This window comes from Mannheimia kashgarensis (assembly GCF_041807705.1).
GTDB lineage: Bacteria > Pseudomonadota > Gammaproteobacteria > Enterobacterales > Pasteurellaceae > Mannheimia.
Window position 1 is genome coordinate 1 of sequence record NZ_JBGTYY010000038.1, and the last position, 17,757, is coordinate 17,757.

Consider the following 17,757-nt stretch of genomic DNA (forward strand, 5'->3'; position numbering starts at 1 on the left):
TTCCGTACAACTGACGTAACCGGTACTATCGAATTACCGGAAGGTGTTGAGATGGTAATGCCAGGCGACAACATCAAAATGACTGTAAGCTTAATTCACCCAATCGCAATGGACGAAGGTTTACGTTTTGCGATTCGTGAAGGTGGTCGTACAGTAGGTGCTGGCGTTGTAGCGAAAATCATCAAATAATTAAATTGATTATTTGAGGTATACAAATGCAAGAAAGGCAGACTGAAGGTCTGCCTTTTCTCTTTTTAATTCCGCTATGTAGGGGTAAATTGCAATTTGCCCTTACAGTCAATAACAGGAAAAAATACAATAAAAAAGACCGCTTGTAGCCAATAACATTGACAAGTGGTAATATTTTTGGATTTTTTTGTAAAAACTATTCTATTTTCCAGCTCTCTCAATGACTTTCTTCTCGACAGTTCCTTTATAGATCGATACAATAGCCGTCTATTTGTATATCTTTTATATCCCTAAACTGAGGTTTAAGAATGTCATTTTCAATTGAATCATTAGAAGGCTTACAACGCCGTGTAACTATTAACGTACCAGCTGACAAAATCGAAGCAGCATATAAAGAACAATTAAAAGGCTATGCGAAAAATGCTCGTGTAGATGGTTTCCGTAAAGGTAAAGTTCCTCACTCAATCATCGAACAACGTTTCGGTATCGCAGCTCGTCAAGATGTATTGTCTGATGAAATGCAACGTGCATTCTTTGAAGCAGTAATTGCAGAAAAAATTAACCTTGCAGGTCGCCCTACATTCACTCCAAACAACTACCAACCGGGTCAAGATTTTAGCTTCACAGCTGAATTTGAAGTATTCCCAGAAGTGGAATTAAAAGGTTTAGAAAATATTGAAGTTGAAAAACCAGTAGTAGAAATCACTGATGCAGATTTAGATAAAATGGTTGATGTGTTACGCAAACAACAAGCAACTTGGACAGAAAGTCAATATGCAGCAAAAGCTGAATCACGCGTAACAATCGATTTTGTTGGTTCTGTAGATGGCGAAGAATTTGAAGGCGGTAAAGCATCAGGCTTCGTATTATTTATGGGGCAAGGTCGTATGATTCCGGGCTTTGAAGATGGTATCGTTGGCCGTAAAGCAGGCGAGCAATTCGACATCGATGTAACATTCCCAGAAGAATACCACGCAGAAAACTTAAAAGGTAAAGCAGCGAAATTCGCAATTACCTTGAAAAAAGTAGAAGAAATGGTATTACCTGAATTAACAGAAGAATTTGTGAAAAAATTCGGTAATGCAAAATCAGTTGAAGAATTACGTGCAGAAATCAAGAAAAATATGCAACGTGAACTGAAAAATGCGGTAACTTCACGCGTTAAAACACAGGTAATCAACGGCTTAATTGCACAAAATGATGTTCAAGTTCCTGCGGCAGCAGTTGAAGAAGAAATCAATGTGTTACGTCAGCAGGCAGTTCAGCGCTTTGGTGGTAAACCAGAAATGGCAGCACAGTTACCTGCAGAATTATTTGAAGCAGAAGCTAAACGCCGTGTTCAAGTAGGCTTATTACTTTCTTCAATCATCGGTTCTAACGAATTAAAAGTAGATGAAAAACGTGTTGAAGATATGATTGCAGATATCGCATCAGCTTACGAACAGCCTGAAGAAGTCGTTGCTCACTATGCGGAAAACCGCCAATTAACAGAAAATATCCGCAATGTGGTATTGGAAGAGCAAGCGGTTGATGCAGTGTTAGCAAAAGCTAAAGTAACTGAAAAAGCAATGTCATTTGATGAAGTAATGTCACAACAAGCTCAATAATTTCCTTAGGGTGGGCTTATGCCCACCTTTTATTGCTTTTACAAGCGGTCAAAAAAGCCGCTTATTTTTCAATTTTAAGGAAATGAAATTATGGAACAACTTACATTTGCTCAACAATTACAGCAATTCGTGGCAAACCACACTATTATGGTGTTTGCGTGGGTCGCTTTATTTGTTGCGGTCATTTTCAGTTTTTATAAAAACGCAACCCGTAAATACACTATTGTAGATAACGCACAAGCCACGCAGTTGATTAATAAAGAAGACGCTGTGGTAATTGATTTACGTTCGGACGAAGAATTCCGTGCAGGTCATATTATTGATAGTATTCACGCTTTACCTTCAGAATTAAAAGCAGGAAAAACGCACCAAATTGATAAATACAAAGCTCGCCCTGTAATTTTAGCCGATATTAATGGTTTTACTTCAGGTAGCATTGCAGATGCGATTGCTAAACAAGGTTTTAGCAAAGTGTATGTATTAAAAGAAGGTTTAGCAGGCTGGCGTGCAGCAAGCCTACCAACGGTTAAGAAACATAAATAATCTATTTATTAAGGAAATTTTATGTCAGAAGAAAATCAAGTTGCTTCAACAGAAGAAGCTACACAAACGCCTTTCGAGCTTCAAATTCAACGTATTTATGTGAAAGATGTTTCATTTGAAGCCCCTAATTTGCCGACGATTTTCCACCAAGAATGGAAACCACAATTAGGTTTTGAACTTGATACTGAAACCAAAGAAATTGGCGAAGATTTATACGAGGTAACGCTACACATCACGGTACAAACAACCTTAGAAGATAGCAATGATGTTGCTTTTATTTGTGAAGTGAAACAAGCTGGTGTGTTTACGATTAAAGGTTTAGAAGGCATTCAGCTTGCTCACTGCTTAGCATCACAATGCCCGAATGTACTTTACCCTTACGCTCGTGAATTAATCTCAAGCCTTGTAAATCGTGGTACATTCCCTGCATTAAATCTTTCTCCTGTGAATTTTGATGCGTTATTTATGGATTATCTCCAACGTCAAGAACAAGAAGAAAGTGCAGAGCAGCCATTAGCTAACTAAGCATTTCAGAGAAATAGGTATGCACTGCATACCTATTTTTTTATCTACAAGCGGCTGTTTTTAATGATTTTTTTGCAAATGAGTTGAGAAGATATATGAGTACAGTTTATTCAGCACCAATTGCGGTCTTAGGTGCAGGCTCTTACGGTACAGCGCTAGCAATTGCTCTTTCACGCAATGGTCATAAAACCTATTTATGGGGGCATAATTCTGCAAAAATGGCAGAGTTTGCTAAGGTTCGAATGAATCAAGAGTTTTTGCCGGATATTGTTTTTCCTGAGGCATTAGAAGTTGTATCAGATTTATCAACCGTATTGCAAAATGTAAAAGATTTACTCATTGTTGTGCCGAGCCACGTTTTCTCTGATGTATTGATGCAAATTAAACCACATCTATCTAAAGATCACCGCATTATGTGGGCAACGAAAGGGCTTGAGCGAGATACAGGCAGATTATTACAAACTGTAACGCAAGAAATTTTAGGTAATTCTTATCCACTAGCAGTGCTTTCTGGTCCAACTTTTGCAAAAGAGCTGGCAGCAGGGCTACCGACAGCGATTTCGCTCGCCTCAACTGATCCTACATTTGCTGATGAAATGCAGCAACGTATTCATTGCTCAAAAGCTTTCCGAGTTTATCTCAACAACGATATTGTGGGGGTGCAGTTAGGCGGAGCAATTAAGAATGTGATTGCGATTGGTGCAGGTATTTCAGATGGTATGGGATTTGGTGCAAATGCCAGAACTGCTTTAATTACTCGAGGGCTTGCTGAAATCAGCCGTTTAGGCGTATCCTTAGGTGCAGATCCTAAAACTTTTAGCGGGATGGCAGGGTTAGGTGACCTCGTCTTAACTTGTACTGATAACCAATCCCGAAATCGCCGTTTTGGTTTAGCACTTGGGCAAGGAAAATCAGCAGAAGTTGCTATTCAGGAAATCGGGCAAGTTGTAGAGGGTTTTTACAATACCAAAGAAGCCTATTTGCTAGCCCAAAAGCAGGGCGTTGAAATGCCAATAGTGGAGCAAATCTACCAAATGCTATTTGAAGGAAAAAGTGCTTTAGATGTGGTGAAAACCTTATTAGGGCGTGAGCGAAAAGGAGAGTAATATGCAACAAAACGAAATTAATCATATTTGGCAATCTATCAGAGAAGAAGCGAAAGAGCTTGCCAACAGCGAGCCAATGCTGGCAAGTTTTTTCCACGCAACTATCTTAAAACATCATAATTTAGGTGATGCGTTAAGCTATATTCTAGCCAATAAGCTAGAAAACCCGATTATGCCAGCCATTGCACTAAAAGAGATTATCGAAGAAGCCTACCGTGCAGAGCCTCAAATTATTGCAAGTGCTGCTTGTGATATTAATGCAGTACGCACACGCGACCCTGCGGTAGATAAATGGAGTACGCCACTGCTTTATCTAAAAGGTTTTCACGCATTACAAAGCTACCGAGTAACACACTATTTATGGAATCAAGGTAGAAAGGCACTTGCGGTTTATTTACAAAACGAAATTTCTGTTGCTTTTGATGTCGATATTCACCCTGCGGCAAAAGTGGGGTGCGGCATAATGTTTGACCACGCCACAGGCATTGTTGTGGGTGAAACCTCTGTCATTGAAAACGATGTTTCTATTCTGCAGGGCGTAACACTAGGCGGAACGGGTAAAGAAAACGGCGACCGCCACCCGAAAATCAGAGAAGGGGTAATGATTGGAGCTGGAGCTAAAATTCTCGGTAATATTGAAATTGGACGCTATTCCAAAATTGGAGCAAATTCGGTGGTGCTACAACCAATCCCTGACCACGCCACAGCAGCCGGTGTGCCAGCTCGTATTATCGGCAAGTCTTCAGAGCAAAAACCAGCGTTCGATATGAACCAATATTTTGAAGATGAGCAAGGATTATTTGGCGATGGCATTTAGCTGGCAAGCGGTACGATTTAGCTAGATATTTACAAATGAACAAGCCTTAACTGTTAAAAGTTAAGGCTTTGTTGTTTTGGTGGAGCTGGCGGGAGTTGAACCCGCGTCCGAAATTTCTCTACCTTCAGTACTACATGTTTAGTCTAGTCTTTAATTTCGCTTATACACAGCGGACAGACACGCAATGTATAAACTAGCTTTATTCAATTTAGTGTTTCGATCCTAAAGCGGCGGCGTCCACACGATCTCGTTTTGGGTGACTTACCGAACTCCCCGTCTTACGAGCGGAAGCTGGGGCGGTAAGGCTTTAAAGCAGGTTATTAAGCTGCTAAAGCGTATTGTTCGTCGTTTGCGACTATTATTTTGCGGTTTGTTTACGAGGCCTACCGCACCTCGACATGCACCTTGGGCTTCGCCAATCCCGTCGAATCCAAAATCAGCCCCAAAAGTAGCTTTATTTTAAAGGAAAGCGGTTAAATTTGCAAAAAATTTTGCAAATGACTTTTTGTTAAAATGAGATCTAGATCTCTTGTTTATCTACTAAACATAGGCATAGTATGCGATTAATTTCTAATATTTTAACTTAAAGGAGTTGATTATGACTTTAGCTTATGCTCAACGTGAGCCTGAAAAGTTCGCTACTTTTTTAAAACGGCAAAAATTTATTTTTATTGTGGCGTTTTTAGGTTATGTCTGTGCCTATTTAGTACGCAATAATTTTAAACTAATGTCTAAGTCTATTATGGTAACGAATGGTTGGGATAAAGCGGATATTGCTATGCTACTATCTTGTCTAACTATTTCGTATGGTTTAGCTAAATTTTATATGGGGGCATTGGGTGATAAGGTCGATTTGCGTAAGTTGTTCTCTATTTGTTTAGCAGCAAGCGCGGCTATTTGTTTGATTATTGGTTTTCATCATACTTCCATTATGACATTAGCTGCATTGTTAGTGCTATGTGGTGTAGTACAAGGGGCTTTAGCACCTGCTTCGCAAAATATGATTGCTAACTACTATCCGAATAGAACGCGTGGAGCTGTTATTGCAGTGTGGAATATTTCACAAAATATGGGTCAGCATTGTTGCCAATGATGATTGCGATGATGACCACAATGGGCTTTATTGTTCCTTCCACAGGAAATATTCTGTTAGCCTTCTTAGTGCCTGCAGTATTAGTATTTCTATTTGCTATCTTTTGTTGGAAGTATGGTGGTGATAGCCCTGAACAAGAAGGCTTAGATTCATTGCGTACGATGTATGGCGATGCTGGGGAATCAAATGTGGCTTCAGAGGAAGAAAAGCATAACCTAACTTATTGGCAGCTAATTTGGAAATATGTATTTCTGAATCCAGCATTATTATTAGTTGCAGCAGTAAATGTGGCACTTTATTTCGTTCGTTTTGGTATTGAAGACTGGATGCTAATTTATTTACACGAAGCGGCTAAAATGGGTGATGCAGAATCTCATATAGCGATTTCTGTGCTGGAGTGGGTTGCAATTTCCGGTTCACTTGTCTTTGCGTGGTTAGCGGTAAAATATCCAAATAAGATGGGGTCAATAGGCTTATTTATTATGGTTGGTGTTGTGTTCGCTTATGAATTAGTTACAGCGACAGGTTCGCCAAATTACGCCCTCTTATTAGTTATTTGTGGTATTTTAGGGGCGTTAATTTACGGTCCGCAGCTAATTGTTAATATTCTCACTATTAATTTTGTGCCGCTCAATGTGGCGGGAACAGCCATTGGGTTTGTAGGTGTTACAGCCTACTTGCTTGGTAATATGGGGGCTAACTGGATTATGCCAATTATCGCCGATAGTTTCGGTTGGTTTTGGTCTTATGCCATTATTGCTGCACTTTCCGCATTTTCTGCGGTTGGCTATTTAATTTTAGCAAAACACGAAGAAAAAATGGTACAAGCCTAACCTTAGTATTAGTGATTAAGAGTAAAAAGTTGAGTTTCCTGTGGAACTCAACTTTTTTATTTACCTCTAATAAAAGATTCAGCATAACACTGTTATAATGCTGATATTGGCTTAGGGATTGAGAGAAATAGAATGAAAAAATTTGACGAAAATGAGATTGAAGATGCAGAAATTGTTGATGCAGAGCCGATTGAAGTTGGTGAAATCGAGGAAGATGAAAACTCAACCGTAGAGGCTATGCACCCTGCGTTAGTGTCTGGCTCAATGCCTGTGCCACAAGGCAATTTAGACAGCTATATCCGAATGGCAAATCAATATCCGATTCTAACTGCCGAGCAGGAAAAAGAGCTTGCCGAGCGTTATTATTATGATGAAGATGTTGAAGCAGCAAAACAGCTTATTCTTTCTCATATGCGATTTGTGATTCATATCGCTCGTGGCTATTTAGGCTATGGTTTACCGTTGGCGGATCTGATTCAAGAGGGCAATATCGGTTTGATGAAAGCGGTAAAACGCTTTGACCCAAATGTTGGTGTGCGTTTAGTTTCCTTTGCGGTGCATTGGGTAAAGGCAGAAATTCACGAATATGTGCTGAAAAACTGGCGAATTGTGAAAGTTGCTACCACCAAAGCCCAACGTAAATTATTTTTTAATCTACGCAAAAATAAAAACCGCTTGGCGTGGTTTAATGAAGAAGAACTCAAAAAAGTTGCCGATGATTTAGGTGTTTCCGTTGAAGAAGTACGAGAAATGGAATCTCGTATGACAGGGCAAGATTTAGGCTTTGATTTACCTGCAGGCGATGATGACGAAGATAGTTATGCTCCATCAATGTACATTGAAGATGATAACTCTAATTTTGCGGACGACCTAGAAGACGAACAGCATAGCGGGCAGGCAACAGCTCAGCTTGCTTATGCGTTAGCCACCCTTGATGAACGCAGCCAAGACATCATTAAAACTCGCTGGCTAGATGATAACAAAGCCACATTACAAGATTTGGCGGAAAAATACAGTATTTCGGCGGAACGTGTCCGTCAGCTTGAAAATGCCGCACTTAAAAAAATCAAAGAAGCGATTTCAATCGAAGACTAAGTGCAGCAAGCGGTCGTTTTTTACTAAAATTTACGAAATATGCGGTGGATATTGCAATTTAATCAGAAGGATAGAATTTTATGATCAATATTTCAGACAAACAAATTGACCCAACCTTTTACCAACGAGCAGACGGCTTTATTAACATCGCCAATGCGCATATACAAAACATTGCTCCAAACCAAGTAAGCAATGCAATGCTCTTTGGCTGTGCGAGATTTAACGCTTACGTTGCAGCAAGCAAGGCAGAATATAAACAACAACTTGTGGATTCTAGAGAAGAAGTTATTCAATATTTTGTGGAGCAATACAAAGAAATGCTGGCTGCAAATTTAGACGAATATATCCAAAATTTTGAGCGATATATTGAAGGTAAAAAGGCGGATTAATTAAAACTCTCTCTCCTTGTGGGAGAGAGAGCGAAAAATACGCCGTTTAGGTGTATTTTTCAGAGAGAGGGGAATTACTGAGCCATTTTCCCCGCCACCGTTAAAAAACCATCAGCGGTTTTAAATATTTCTCCAAAACCTTGTGCTTCTAAAATCTTATCAGATACTTCCCTAAATGCCCCTTCGCCTCCTGCTTTTTGTAAAATCCAATCGGCTTGCTCTTTAATGTAATCGTGAGCGTTGCGTGTAGCAATGGCAATTCCGCACACTTCAAAGGCAGGTAAGTCTAAGGTATCATCGCCAATGTAGGCGGTTTGCTCGGGCGTAACCCCTGCTTGCTGCATTAACTCAAAACAGGCGGAACGTTTTTCCATTTTACCAAGTTGAGCTAAATCGATTTTTAACACTTCAAGGCGTTTACGAAGTAGAGGGGTATCTCCACCTGATAGAACAGCTACTTTAATACCGCAGCTTTGCAACATTTTTACCCCAAGCCCGTCGTGAACGTGGAAACGCTTCATTACTTCGCCTTGGTCGGTGTAATACATTCCGCCGTCGGTTAAAACGCCATCAACATCGGTAATTACTAATTTAATCTTGGTTAGGTCTAACATTTTTTTGCCTCAAATATGGTATGATTTCGCCATTATAGCCTTTTTAACCTCTTTTACCAAAGGAACAACAATGTCGATTGCGGCGAATTTATCGCAAATTCATCAACAAATTGAGCAAATTTCCCAACAATTTCAGCGTGAAAATGTACGATTGCTGGCGGTGTCTAAAACCAAGCCTGTGGAAGCTATTCAACAAGCGATTGATGCAGGACAACGTGTGTTTGGCGAAAATTATGTGCAGGAAGCGGTCGAAAAAATCGAATTTTTTGCAAATCAAGGAACGAACTTAGAATGGCACTTTATCGGGCCGCTTCAATCAAATAAAACCAAGCTGGTTGCCACACATTTTGATTGGATTCAAACGGTGGACAGGCTCAAAATTGCCGAGCGTTTAAACGAACAACGCCCAGAGAGTAAAGCTCCGCTTAATGTATTAATTCAAATTAATATCAGCGATGAAGATTCCAAATCGGGTATTGAACCAGAGGAAATGTTACCGCTTGCAAAAGCCATTTCCCAACTGCCGAACCTGAAATTACGGGGCTTAATGGCAATTCCAAAACCTGAAAGCGAGCCAGAGCAACAAAAGATCGCCCTTTGCAAAATGCAGCAACTTTTTCACCGCTTGCAAGCAGAATTTGAGGGCATTGACACCCTTTCAATGGGAATGTCGAATGATATGCAAGCCGCTATTGAATGCGGCTCAACAATGGTAAGAATTGGCACAACGATTTTTGGGGCGAGGGATTATCGCTAAAATTTATCGGCATAACAAAGGAATGATTCTGGCAAGCAGTTTTAAATTGTAAAATTTTTGCAAATTTAGACCGCTTGTTTTGTAGCCAAATTCTGAAAAACTCTGTATAATTCGACCTCCAATTTCTAGACTCTCGGCCGGTTTTGATGGGCGAGAGTTTTTATTTTCACTCAATATTTAAAAGATTTTCCAATGCAAAATGTAGATATTAATAAATTGCGTAACATTGCAATTATTGCTCACGTTGACCACGGTAAAACAACGCTGGTTGATAAACTTTTACAGCAATCAGGTACTTTTGGCGAAACAAGAGGCGACGTTGATGAGCGTGTAATGGACTCTAACGATCTTGAAAAAGAGCGTGGTATTACCATTCTTGCAAAAAATACCGCAATTAACTGGAACGGTTATCACATCAATATCGTAGATACACCGGGGCACGCAGACTTCGGTGGCGAAGTAGAACGTGTTCTTTCAATGGTGGATTCTGTACTTTTAGTGGTGGATGCCTTTGACGGCCCGATGCCACAAACTCGTTTCGTAACGCAAAAAGCGTTTGCTCACGGTTTAAAACCAATCGTGGTAATCAATAAAGTAGATCGCCCGGGTGCAAGACCTGATTGGGTGGTGGATCAAGTTTTCGATCTCTTCGTAAACTTAGGGGCAACAGATGAGCAGTTAGACTTCCCAATTATCTACGCTTCAGCATTAAATGGTGTAGCAGGTTTAGATCACGAAGATTTGAGCCCTGATATGACCCCGCTTTACGAAGCGATTGTTGAACACGTTCAACCACCACAAGTGGAATTAGATGCTCCGTTCCAAATGCAGATTTCGCAATTAGATTACAACAACTATGTGGGCGTTATCGGTATCGGTCGCATTAAACGTGGTTCAGTGAAACCTAACCAAGCGGTAACTGTGGTTGGCAGCGATGGTAAAACCCGTCAAGGTCGTATCGGTCAAGTATTAGGGCATTTAGGTTTACAACGTTTTGAAGCAACAGAAGCCTTTGCGGGCGATATCGTAGCTATCACAGGTTTAGGTGAGTTAAACATTTCAGATACCATTTGTGATATCAACGCCGTTGAAGCATTACCTGCTTTAACCGTTGATGAGCCAACAGTAACGATGTTCTTTTGTGTAAACACCTCGCCATTCTGTGGTCAAGAAGGTAAATTTGTAACTTCTCGCCAAATTCTTGAGCGTTTAAACAAAGAATTAGTCCACAACGTAGCACTTCGTGTGGAAGAAACACCCAACCCAGATGAATTCCGTGTATCTGGTCGTGGTGAATTACATTTATCGGTATTAATCGAAAATATGCGTCGTGAAGGTTACGAATTAGCGGTTTCTCGCCCGAAAGTAATCTACAAAGAAGAAGATGGCAAAAAACAAGAGCCATTTGAGCAAGTAACTATCGACATTGAAGAACAACACCAAGGTTCGGTAATGGAAGCGTTAGGTATCCGTAAAGGTGAAGTGCGTGATATGATCCCAGATGGCAAAGGTCGTACTCGTTTAGAATATGTGATTCCAAGCCGTGGCTTAATCGGCTTCCGTAACGAATTTATGACAATGACTTCAGGTACGGGTTTACTTTATTCAACCTTCAGCCACTATGATGATGTAAAATCGGGTGAAATTGGTCAGCGTAAAAACGGTGTGTTAATTTCTAACGCTACAGGTAAAGCATTAGCATACGCATTATTCGGCTTACAAGAGCGTGGTAAATTAATGATCGACCACGGTGTTGAAGTGTACGAAGGTCAAATCATCGGTATTCACAGCCGTTCAAACGACTTAACCGTAAACTGCTTACAGGGTAAAAAATTAACCAATATGCGTGCATCAGGTAAAGATGATGCGATTGTATTAACTACCCCGGTGCGTTTCTCATTAGAACAGGCATTAGAGTTTATCGATGACGATGAATTAGTGGAAGTAACACCACAATCGATCCGTATTCGTAAACGCCTACTAACTGAAAACGATCGTAAACGTGCAAGCCGTACGACAACAAGTACCAGCACACAGTAGTTGAAATGGAAAGAGCGACTTTAGGTCGCTCTTTTTTGTCGGCATTTGATTATAGATACAATGCCATAATCACCGCATTTTCCTTTCCGCCTTCAGGGGTTGGGTAATAATTTTTTCGGATTGTTACCTCATTAAACCCAAGTGAGTTATATAATTTTTGGGCGGTTTGGTTGGATTCTCGAACCTCTAGCCAAAGGGTCGCAACGTTTTTTTGTTGCAGTTGCAAAATTAATTCAGAAAGTAACCGCTTGCCGAAGCCTTTTTCTTGAAATGCGGGATCAACTGCGATGTTGAATAATGTGGCTTCATCTAACACAATTTGGCTGATGGCAAAGGCGACAATTTGATTGTTCTCAACCAACTTTAAATTGAGATATTTCTCGCCTTGATTATTCAGCAACGTGCCTTTGCTCCACGGCACTAAATGGGCGTTTTGCTCAATCTCGAATAATCGCTCGAAATCTTGTTCTGCTATTGGTTCAATCACGTTCTAATTCTCCATCTGTGCGAAATAGGTTTCCATTTGTTGCCAAAGTTGGCGTTTGTGAGGCGATGTTGTTAGATCTTGCCAAGAACTATTTTTCCAAGCGGTCTGATTTGCAAAATTTTTTGCAATTTTAACCGCTTGTTCTTCCGTTTGAATCAACCAAACGAGGGGAGAATGTTCAAACACCAAACGTTGTGATTGCTCTGCATCAAACCATTGGTACTCGCTTTTTTGCAAGTTTAACGCAAGCAAGAGGTCGGCAAACAGTTTAGATGTTTGATGATCCTCCTCACACACCACCACTAATTTAATTTTTTTATCTAAACGAATTTGTGCATTGCCTTTTAGCACCTGTGGCTTGGTTAAAACCCATTGCGAAATGCCCATTTCATTTAACAGTAAATCACGACGATTCATCTAAAAACCTCATCAAATTTTGCAAATAGTATCAAAACTCCGCTTGTTCAGAAACTTTTTTCAAAAAATTCAAGATTTCTGCACTTAAATTCGGTATATTCACGCTAAATTTTTTAGATAAGGTAAGAAAATGCTCTCTTTAGAAAGCGAAGTGCTTGAACGTCATTTGGCGTTGTTTGAACAAAAATCAGTATTGCTATTTGGCGATGTGCGAGATAATTTCGCCCAACAGTTGCAATCTCACACGAAAAGTATAGCCGTATTTAGTAGCTATTTTGACTACGCTCGCCATCATCAAAATGTGGAATTTGGCTTAACGTGCAATTTACCTGCTGAATTAGCTGTTTTTTATTGGACGAAGAATAAGCAAGAGTGCCAATTCCAACTTTTACAGTGGCTTTCACAATGCCAAGTTGGGCAGGAAATGTTGATTATCGGCGAAAACCGAGCAGGTGTGCGTTCGGTGGAAAAACTGCTCGAGCCTTTTGGTAATATCGTCAAAATTGACTCTGCTCGCCGTTGCGGTTTATACCATTTTGAGCTGCAGACCGTGCCTGAGTTTGATTGCAAAAAATTCTGGAAATCTTACCGCTTGCAAACATTAGATGTGTTCACTTTACCTGCGGTGTTTAGTTCGGCTGAGTTAGATAACGGCACGAAATTATTGCTTTCGACTTTCAATAAAGAAGATCGCTTGAAAGGCAAAGTGCTGGATTTAGGTTGCGGTGCTGGTGTGATTGGGGCTACGCTCAAACAACAATTTCCGAAAATCAAACTGACGATGAGCGACATTCACGCAATGGCGATAGAATCTAGCCGCCGCACCTTAGCTGAAAATCAGTTAGAGGGTGAAGTAGTCGCAAGCGATGTGTTCTCACACGTTAATGAGCGTTTTGATTTGATTGTATCTAACCCTCCGTTTCACGATGGGGTTGATACCGCCTACCGAGCGGTGGAGGAGTTGATTTTCCAAGCTAAAAATCACCTAACCAAAGGCGGTGAACTGCGGATTGTTGCGAATGCATTCTTGCCTTACCCTGATTTGCTCGACAAAGCCTTCGGCAAACACGACGTGCTGGCAAAATCGACAAAATTTAAGGTGTATTCGGCGAGAATATAATGAAATCGTGAGAATAGAAAAAATTCAAAATTTGGCTAAAAAATGCTTGCTATTTCTTTTTTGTTGGCGTAAATTCATTTCACAACGTTTGGAGAAACACAATGAATTTTAACTGCACTTCACATCATCATCACCATTTTCCCTGATATCTTTCGGGCATTTGGTGTGTGCGGAAGATAGATCTTCCGAGCAAGTGTAGCAATCAATAAAGATCTCTCGGAAGGCAACTTTCGAGAGATTTTTTTATAGATAAAATTTAGGGGTAATAATGCATAGGTGCGTATGTTGTGGTTATAAAACAATTGATGGAAGAGGCGATTATGAGATCTATCCAGTTGGTTTTTTGGAAGATGATGGTTTAGATATTTCAGAACTATATATTCCTTCGGGAGCTAACAATGGATTAACCATAAAAGAAGGAAGAGTTAATTATCGCGAATTTGGGGCTTGTAAAATTGATTTTATCGGAAATGTTCGCCCACCTAAAGATGAGGAAAAATAAAGTGTAATAGGATTTTTCCTATATTTTAATTCCTAGCACGAGCCGTGCTAGGTTGAATAAACCCAGTCGCTTTGCGACTGTCGCAGAGAGCCGCAGAGCGGCTCAGATTAACGAACCCCATACGGCTCGTATGGGGAGGAAGGAAATAATATGACAATTTCTCAACTTTCCCGCAAAAACATTCAAGCCCTCACCCCTTACCAATCGGCACGGCGTTTGGGGGGCAGTGGCGATGTGTGGCTGAATGCCAATGAATATGCCCTTTCGCCAAACTTTGATTTAACCGACCGCACTTTTAACCGCTACCCTGAGCCACAACCGCAGGCGGTGATTGAAGGTTACGCCCAATATGCAGGCGTTGCACCTGAAAATGTGCTGGTTTCCCGTGGGGGCGATGAGAGTATTGAGCTGATTATCCGTGCCTTTTGTGAGGCAAACGACAGCATTCTCTACTGCCCACCGACCTACGGAATGTACGCCGTGAGTGCCGACACCTGTGGCATTGCCACCAAAACCGTGCCTTTAACCGCCGATTTCCAGTTGGATTTAGCCCAAATCAAAGCTAACCTCGAGGGCGTGAAAGTGGTGTTTGTGTGCAGCCCGAACAACCCAACTGGCAACCTGATCAAGCGGTCGGATGTGCTCGAACTTTTGCAAATCACCGCAGGCAAAGCGATTGTGGTGGTGGACGAAGCCTACATCGAATTTTGCCCTGAAGCGAGCTTGGTCGGCGAATTGGCGAATTTCCCACATTTGGCAATTATCCGCACCCTCTCCAAAGCCTTTGCCTTGGCAGGCTTGCGTTGTGGTTTCACCCTTGCCAATGCGGAGCTGATCGGTGTGTTACAAAAAGTGATTGCACCTTACCCACTGCCTGTGCCTGTTTCCGACATCGCCGCCCAAGCCCTTTCCCCACAAGGCATTGAGCAAATGAAAACCCGAGTGGCGGAAGTGATCACCCTGCGTGCTGAATTGCAAAAAAATCTGGAAAACTTACCGCTTGTAGAACAAGTTTTTGACAGTGAAGCCAACTATCTCCTATTCAAGTGCCAAGACGGACAAAAGGTCTTCAAAGCGCTTTGGGAGCAAGGCATTATTTTGCGTGACCAACACAAAGCGTTAGGATTGCAAAATTGCATTCGGATTACGGTGGGGGCGAGAGAGGAGAATCAGCGTGTGATTGATTACCTAGGACGAGCCGTCCTAGGCTAACTAAACCCAGCCGCTTTGCGGCTGATAATGAAAAATAAAAGAGCTGCAAAGCAGCTCGGATTATCTAGCCTTGCACGGCTCGTGCTAGGCACTTACAGGAGGAAAACATGCAACCCACCCTTTTTATCGACCGTGACGGCACATTAATTGATGAGCCAAAAACCGATTTTCAAATCGACAGCCTTGAAAAGCTCAAATTCGAGAAAAACGTGATTCCTGCCCTGCTCAAACTCAAGGGTAAATACCGTTTTGTGATGGTCTCGAACCAAGACGGCTTAGGCACGAGTTCGTTCCCACAGGCAGATTTCGACAAACCTCATAATGCGATGATGGCGTTGTTCAACTCGCAAGGGATTGAGTTTGATGATGTGCTGATTTGTCCGCATAAGCCGGAAGATGGCTGCGATTGTCGCAAACCGCACACCAAACTGCTGCAAAAATACATAGATCGCCAACTGTTCGACCCAGCCAACAGCTTTGTGATTGGCGATCGTGCCACCGATGTGCAACTGGCGGAAAACCTTGGCATTCGGGCGTTGCAATATCACCCTGAAAAGCTGAATTGGGATTTGATTGCCGAAAAACTGCTGGGCGAAGCCGTCACCAACATTGGCGAGCGACCAAAGCGCTTTGCCGAAGTTATCCGTAAAACCAAAGAGACCGACATCAAAGTGCAAGTGTGGCTGGACGAAACGGGCAATAACGAAATCAGCACCGGCGTGGGCTTTTTCGACCATATGCTCGACCAAATCGCCACCCACGGTGGTTTCAGAATGAACATCACCACCAAAGGCGACTTGTGGATTGACGAACATCACACGGTGGAAGACACCGCTCTCGCCCTCGGCACAGCGTTAAAACAAGCGATTGGCGACAAACGCGGCATCGCCCGTTTCGGCTTCGTGTTGCCGATGGACGAAAGCCGTGCAGAATGTGCGATGGACTTATCGGGCAGACCGTTCATCAAGTTCAAAGCCGATTTCAAACGCGACAAAGTAGGCGATTTCAGCACTGAACTCACCGAACACTTCTTCCAATCCATCGCCTTCACGATGCTCGCCACCCTGCACATCAAAGCTTGCGGCTCCAACGACCACCACAAAATCGAAAGCCTGTTCAAAGTCTTCGGCAGAACGCTCAGACAGTGCATTCGTATTGAAGGGAATGAGTTGCCGAGTAGTAAAGGAGTTTTATAATCACCGTAGGGGCGGGTCCTGTGCCCGCCCGGAAGTGCGGTTGAAATTTGCAAAGTTTTTGGGGAAGATTAATGATTAATAAACAACAAATTACTCTAGTATTAGCAAAATTAAATGAATATAAGTCATTATTATCGGATACTGATGCTATTGAATTAGGTAAAGCTGATTTTTGTATAGATGTATTAGAAAGATTTGAAGCTAACTATGAAGAATGGATAAAGTCATGTCCTCTTAGTAATCACAGTGTTTCTAAATATATCTCTGAGAAATATATTGGAGCTAATGGAATTTCAGATGAATTATATTTATCTTGTGCTAGGTTTTTAAGGGAATATGTATTTTTATTAGAAAGGAAAGGGATAAGAGAGAGTTGGGTTAATGGAGACTGGTCATTATTTAGAAGTAATGCTGCTGAGTCTATAAGACCTGAGAATAGGTTATATCTAGATTATATTCTAAATGGTAGGTTTGATATTGATATTCTCAATAATTTATTGGGGGATAGATCATATGAGGCTTTTTTGAACTATGAAAAAAATTTAAAAGAATATGAAGAAAAATCAGAAATCATTCAACGTAATTTAACTGCTAGAACTAGTCGCTTAGAGAGTTTCTTAGAAGATAAGGAGAAAAAAGTTAATGCTCTTGCAAATCTCTTAGAAAAGTATAAGACTGCATTTAATTTTGTCGGTTTATATGATGGATTCAATAATTTGTCAGAAATTAAGAATAATCAAAAGAAGGCAACATATTACTTTTCTATATTTTTAGGTTTTCTTTTGATTCTTATTCCTTTTCTATCAATTATTTTACAGAGTCATATGGGATTTTGGGTTAGTGATACAGTTTTTGATTTCAAAACATTAACAGTAACTAGTCAATTTAATTGGGTGAAGATTTTACCTGTTTTAGGTCTAGAATTTATTTTGATATATTTTTTTAGAATAGTTTTAAATAGGCTTAATACCCTTCAAACAGAAATAATTCAGATTGAGTTAAGAAAGTCACTATGTCAGTTTATACAAGAATATGCTAAATATGCTAAGGAATTAAGAGAGCAATCATCTAGTGATAGTCAAGAAAAAATTAAGGGGCTGTCCTAGATAACGACTAAAACTTCCATTTAGGTTAAGATAACCTTATGAGAAAAAGTCGTCTAAGTCAGTACAAACAACATAAACTCATAGAGCTGTTTGTAGCAGGCGTAACTGC

Annotated in this window: 20 protein-coding genes, 1 other RNA gene, 1 pseudogene and 1 other annotated feature; of the genes and pseudogenes, 18 read left to right on the plus strand and 4 right to left on the minus strand. The window is 40.9% G+C overall.

Annotation, left to right across the window (positions count from 1 at the left end; translation table 11 throughout):
- The 6 genes from ACERCF_RS11305 to cysE all read left to right on the plus strand — a co-directional run.
- Positions 1 to 189: EF-Tu C-terminal domain-related protein (locus ACERCF_RS11305; protein ID WP_456152434.1), on the plus strand; the 189-nt coding region annotated here is incomplete at its 5' end.
- Positions 190 to 497: 308 nt separating this feature from the next.
- Positions 498 to 1,796, plus strand: a complete 1,299-nt coding sequence (tig, locus tag ACERCF_RS11310; RefSeq protein WP_373625633.1) for a trigger factor — start codon at positions 498 to 500, stop codon at positions 1,794 to 1,796.
- A gap of 90 nt (positions 1,797 to 1,886) precedes the next feature.
- Complete coding sequence (locus tag ACERCF_RS11315; protein ID WP_373612038.1) at positions 1,887 to 2,339, plus strand: rhodanese-like domain-containing protein; 453 nt, start codon at positions 1,887 to 1,889, stop codon at positions 2,337 to 2,339.
- Between the two features lie 21 nt (positions 2,340 to 2,360).
- Positions 2,361 to 2,864: a protein-export chaperone SecB gene (gene secB, locus ACERCF_RS11320; protein WP_373625634.1), complete on the plus strand. Its 504-nt coding sequence runs from the start codon at positions 2,361 to 2,363 to the stop codon at positions 2,862 to 2,864.
- Between the two features lie 95 nt (positions 2,865 to 2,959).
- Complete coding sequence (gene gpsA / locus ACERCF_RS11325) at positions 2,960 to 3,970, plus strand: NAD(P)H-dependent glycerol-3-phosphate dehydrogenase (RefSeq protein ID WP_373625635.1); 1,011 nt, start codon at positions 2,960 to 2,962, stop codon at positions 3,968 to 3,970.
- Between the two features lies 1 nt (position 3,971).
- Positions 3,972 to 4,787 (plus strand): serine O-acetyltransferase, encoded by an 816-nt coding sequence (cysE, locus tag ACERCF_RS11330; protein WP_373612042.1) that lies wholly within the window; start codon positions 3,972 to 3,974, stop codon positions 4,785 to 4,787.
- 77 nt (positions 4,788 to 4,864) lie between these two features.
- Here the strand turns inward: cysE and ssrA are convergent.
- Positions 4,865 to 5,231: a transfer-messenger RNA gene (gene ssrA, locus ACERCF_RS11335) on the minus strand.
- Positions 5,232 to 5,385: 154 nt separating this feature from the next.
- Here ssrA and ACERCF_RS11340 point away from each other — a divergent pair.
- From ACERCF_RS11340 to ACERCF_RS11355, 4 genes are all read left to right on the plus strand, one after another.
- A complete protein-coding gene (locus ACERCF_RS11340; protein ID WP_373625636.1) occupies positions 5,386 to 5,880 on the plus strand; it encodes an MFS transporter in 495 nt (164 codons plus the stop codon).
- Positions 5,838 to 6,713, plus strand: coding sequence for an MFS transporter (locus tag ACERCF_RS11345; RefSeq protein ID WP_373625637.1), 876 nt, complete (start codon positions 5,838 to 5,840; stop codon positions 6,711 to 6,713). The genes ACERCF_RS11340 and ACERCF_RS11345 overlap by 43 nt, the downstream gene beginning before the upstream one ends.
- A gap of 132 nt (positions 6,714 to 6,845) precedes the next feature.
- Positions 6,846 to 7,808, plus strand: coding sequence for an RNA polymerase sigma factor RpoH (gene rpoH, locus ACERCF_RS11350; RefSeq protein WP_373625638.1), 963 nt, complete (start codon positions 6,846 to 6,848; stop codon positions 7,806 to 7,808).
- Positions 7,809 to 7,888: 80 nt separating this feature from the next.
- Positions 7,889 to 8,197 (plus strand): DUF3144 domain-containing protein, encoded by a 309-nt coding sequence (locus ACERCF_RS11355; protein WP_373625639.1) that lies wholly within the window; start codon positions 7,889 to 7,891, stop codon positions 8,195 to 8,197.
- Between the two features lie 74 nt (positions 8,198 to 8,271).
- Here the strand turns inward: ACERCF_RS11355 and ACERCF_RS11360 are convergent, their stop codons facing one another.
- Positions 8,272 to 8,811 (minus strand): KdsC family phosphatase, encoded by a 540-nt coding sequence (locus tag ACERCF_RS11360; protein ID WP_373625640.1) that lies wholly within the window; start codon positions 8,809 to 8,811, stop codon positions 8,272 to 8,274.
- A gap of 70 nt (positions 8,812 to 8,881) precedes the next feature.
- Between ACERCF_RS11360 and ACERCF_RS11365 the strand changes: the two genes are divergently transcribed.
- Positions 8,882 to 9,568, plus strand: a complete 687-nt coding sequence (locus tag ACERCF_RS11365; protein WP_373625641.1) for a YggS family pyridoxal phosphate-dependent enzyme — start codon at positions 8,882 to 8,884, stop codon at positions 9,566 to 9,568.
- Positions 9,569 to 9,760: 192 nt separating this feature from the next.
- Positions 9,761 to 11,608, plus strand: a complete 1,848-nt coding sequence (gene typA / locus ACERCF_RS11370) for a translational GTPase TypA (RefSeq protein ID WP_373625642.1) — start codon at positions 9,761 to 9,763, stop codon at positions 11,606 to 11,608.
- Between the two features lie 49 nt (positions 11,609 to 11,657).
- On the opposite strand, the gene rimI is transcribed toward typA, so the two are convergent.
- The gene (gene rimI, locus ACERCF_RS11375) at positions 11,658 to 12,095 is read right to left on the minus strand and encodes a ribosomal protein S18-alanine N-acetyltransferase (RefSeq protein ID WP_373625643.1); all 438 of its coding nucleotides are present in this window, start codon (positions 12,093 to 12,095) and stop codon (positions 11,658 to 11,660) included.
- A gap of 3 nt (positions 12,096 to 12,098) precedes the next feature.
- Entirely contained in the window at positions 12,099 to 12,512 is a 414-nt protein-coding gene (locus ACERCF_RS11380) for a DNA polymerase III subunit psi (RefSeq protein ID WP_373625644.1), read from the minus strand.
- A gap of 130 nt (positions 12,513 to 12,642) precedes the next feature.
- On the opposite strand from ACERCF_RS11380, the gene rsmC reads away from it, so the two are divergent.
- The 6 genes and pseudogenes from rsmC to ACERCF_RS11410 all read left to right on the plus strand — a co-directional run.
- Positions 12,643 to 13,632: a 16S rRNA (guanine(1207)-N(2))-methyltransferase RsmC gene (gene rsmC / locus ACERCF_RS11385; RefSeq protein WP_373625645.1), complete on the plus strand. Its 990-nt coding sequence runs from the start codon at positions 12,643 to 12,645 to the stop codon at positions 13,630 to 13,632.
- A gap of 124 nt (positions 13,633 to 13,756) precedes the next feature.
- Positions 13,757 to 13,878 (plus strand) — a sequence feature (His leader region).
- A gap of 22 nt (positions 13,879 to 13,900) precedes the next feature.
- Entirely contained in the window at positions 13,901 to 14,134 is a 234-nt protein-coding gene (locus ACERCF_RS11390; RefSeq protein ID WP_373625646.1) for a CPCC family cysteine-rich protein, read from the plus strand.
- 150 nt (positions 14,135 to 14,284) lie between these two features.
- Complete coding sequence (hisC, locus tag ACERCF_RS11395; protein ID WP_373625647.1) at positions 14,285 to 15,346, plus strand: histidinol-phosphate transaminase; 1,062 nt, start codon at positions 14,285 to 14,287, stop codon at positions 15,344 to 15,346.
- 107 nt (positions 15,347 to 15,453) lie between these two features.
- The gene (hisB, locus tag ACERCF_RS11400) at positions 15,454 to 16,542 is read left to right on the plus strand and encodes a bifunctional histidinol-phosphatase/imidazoleglycerol-phosphate dehydratase HisB (RefSeq protein WP_125135389.1); all 1,089 of its coding nucleotides are present in this window, start codon (positions 15,454 to 15,456) and stop codon (positions 16,540 to 16,542) included.
- Between the two features lie 71 nt (positions 16,543 to 16,613).
- Positions 16,614 to 17,648, plus strand: a complete 1,035-nt coding sequence (locus ACERCF_RS11405; protein WP_373625648.1) for a hypothetical protein — start codon at positions 16,614 to 16,616, stop codon at positions 17,646 to 17,648.
- Positions 17,649 to 17,686: 38 nt separating this feature from the next.
- Positions 17,687 to 17,757 (plus strand): annotated as a pseudogene (locus ACERCF_RS11410) (IS1595 family transposase); the annotation flags it as partial.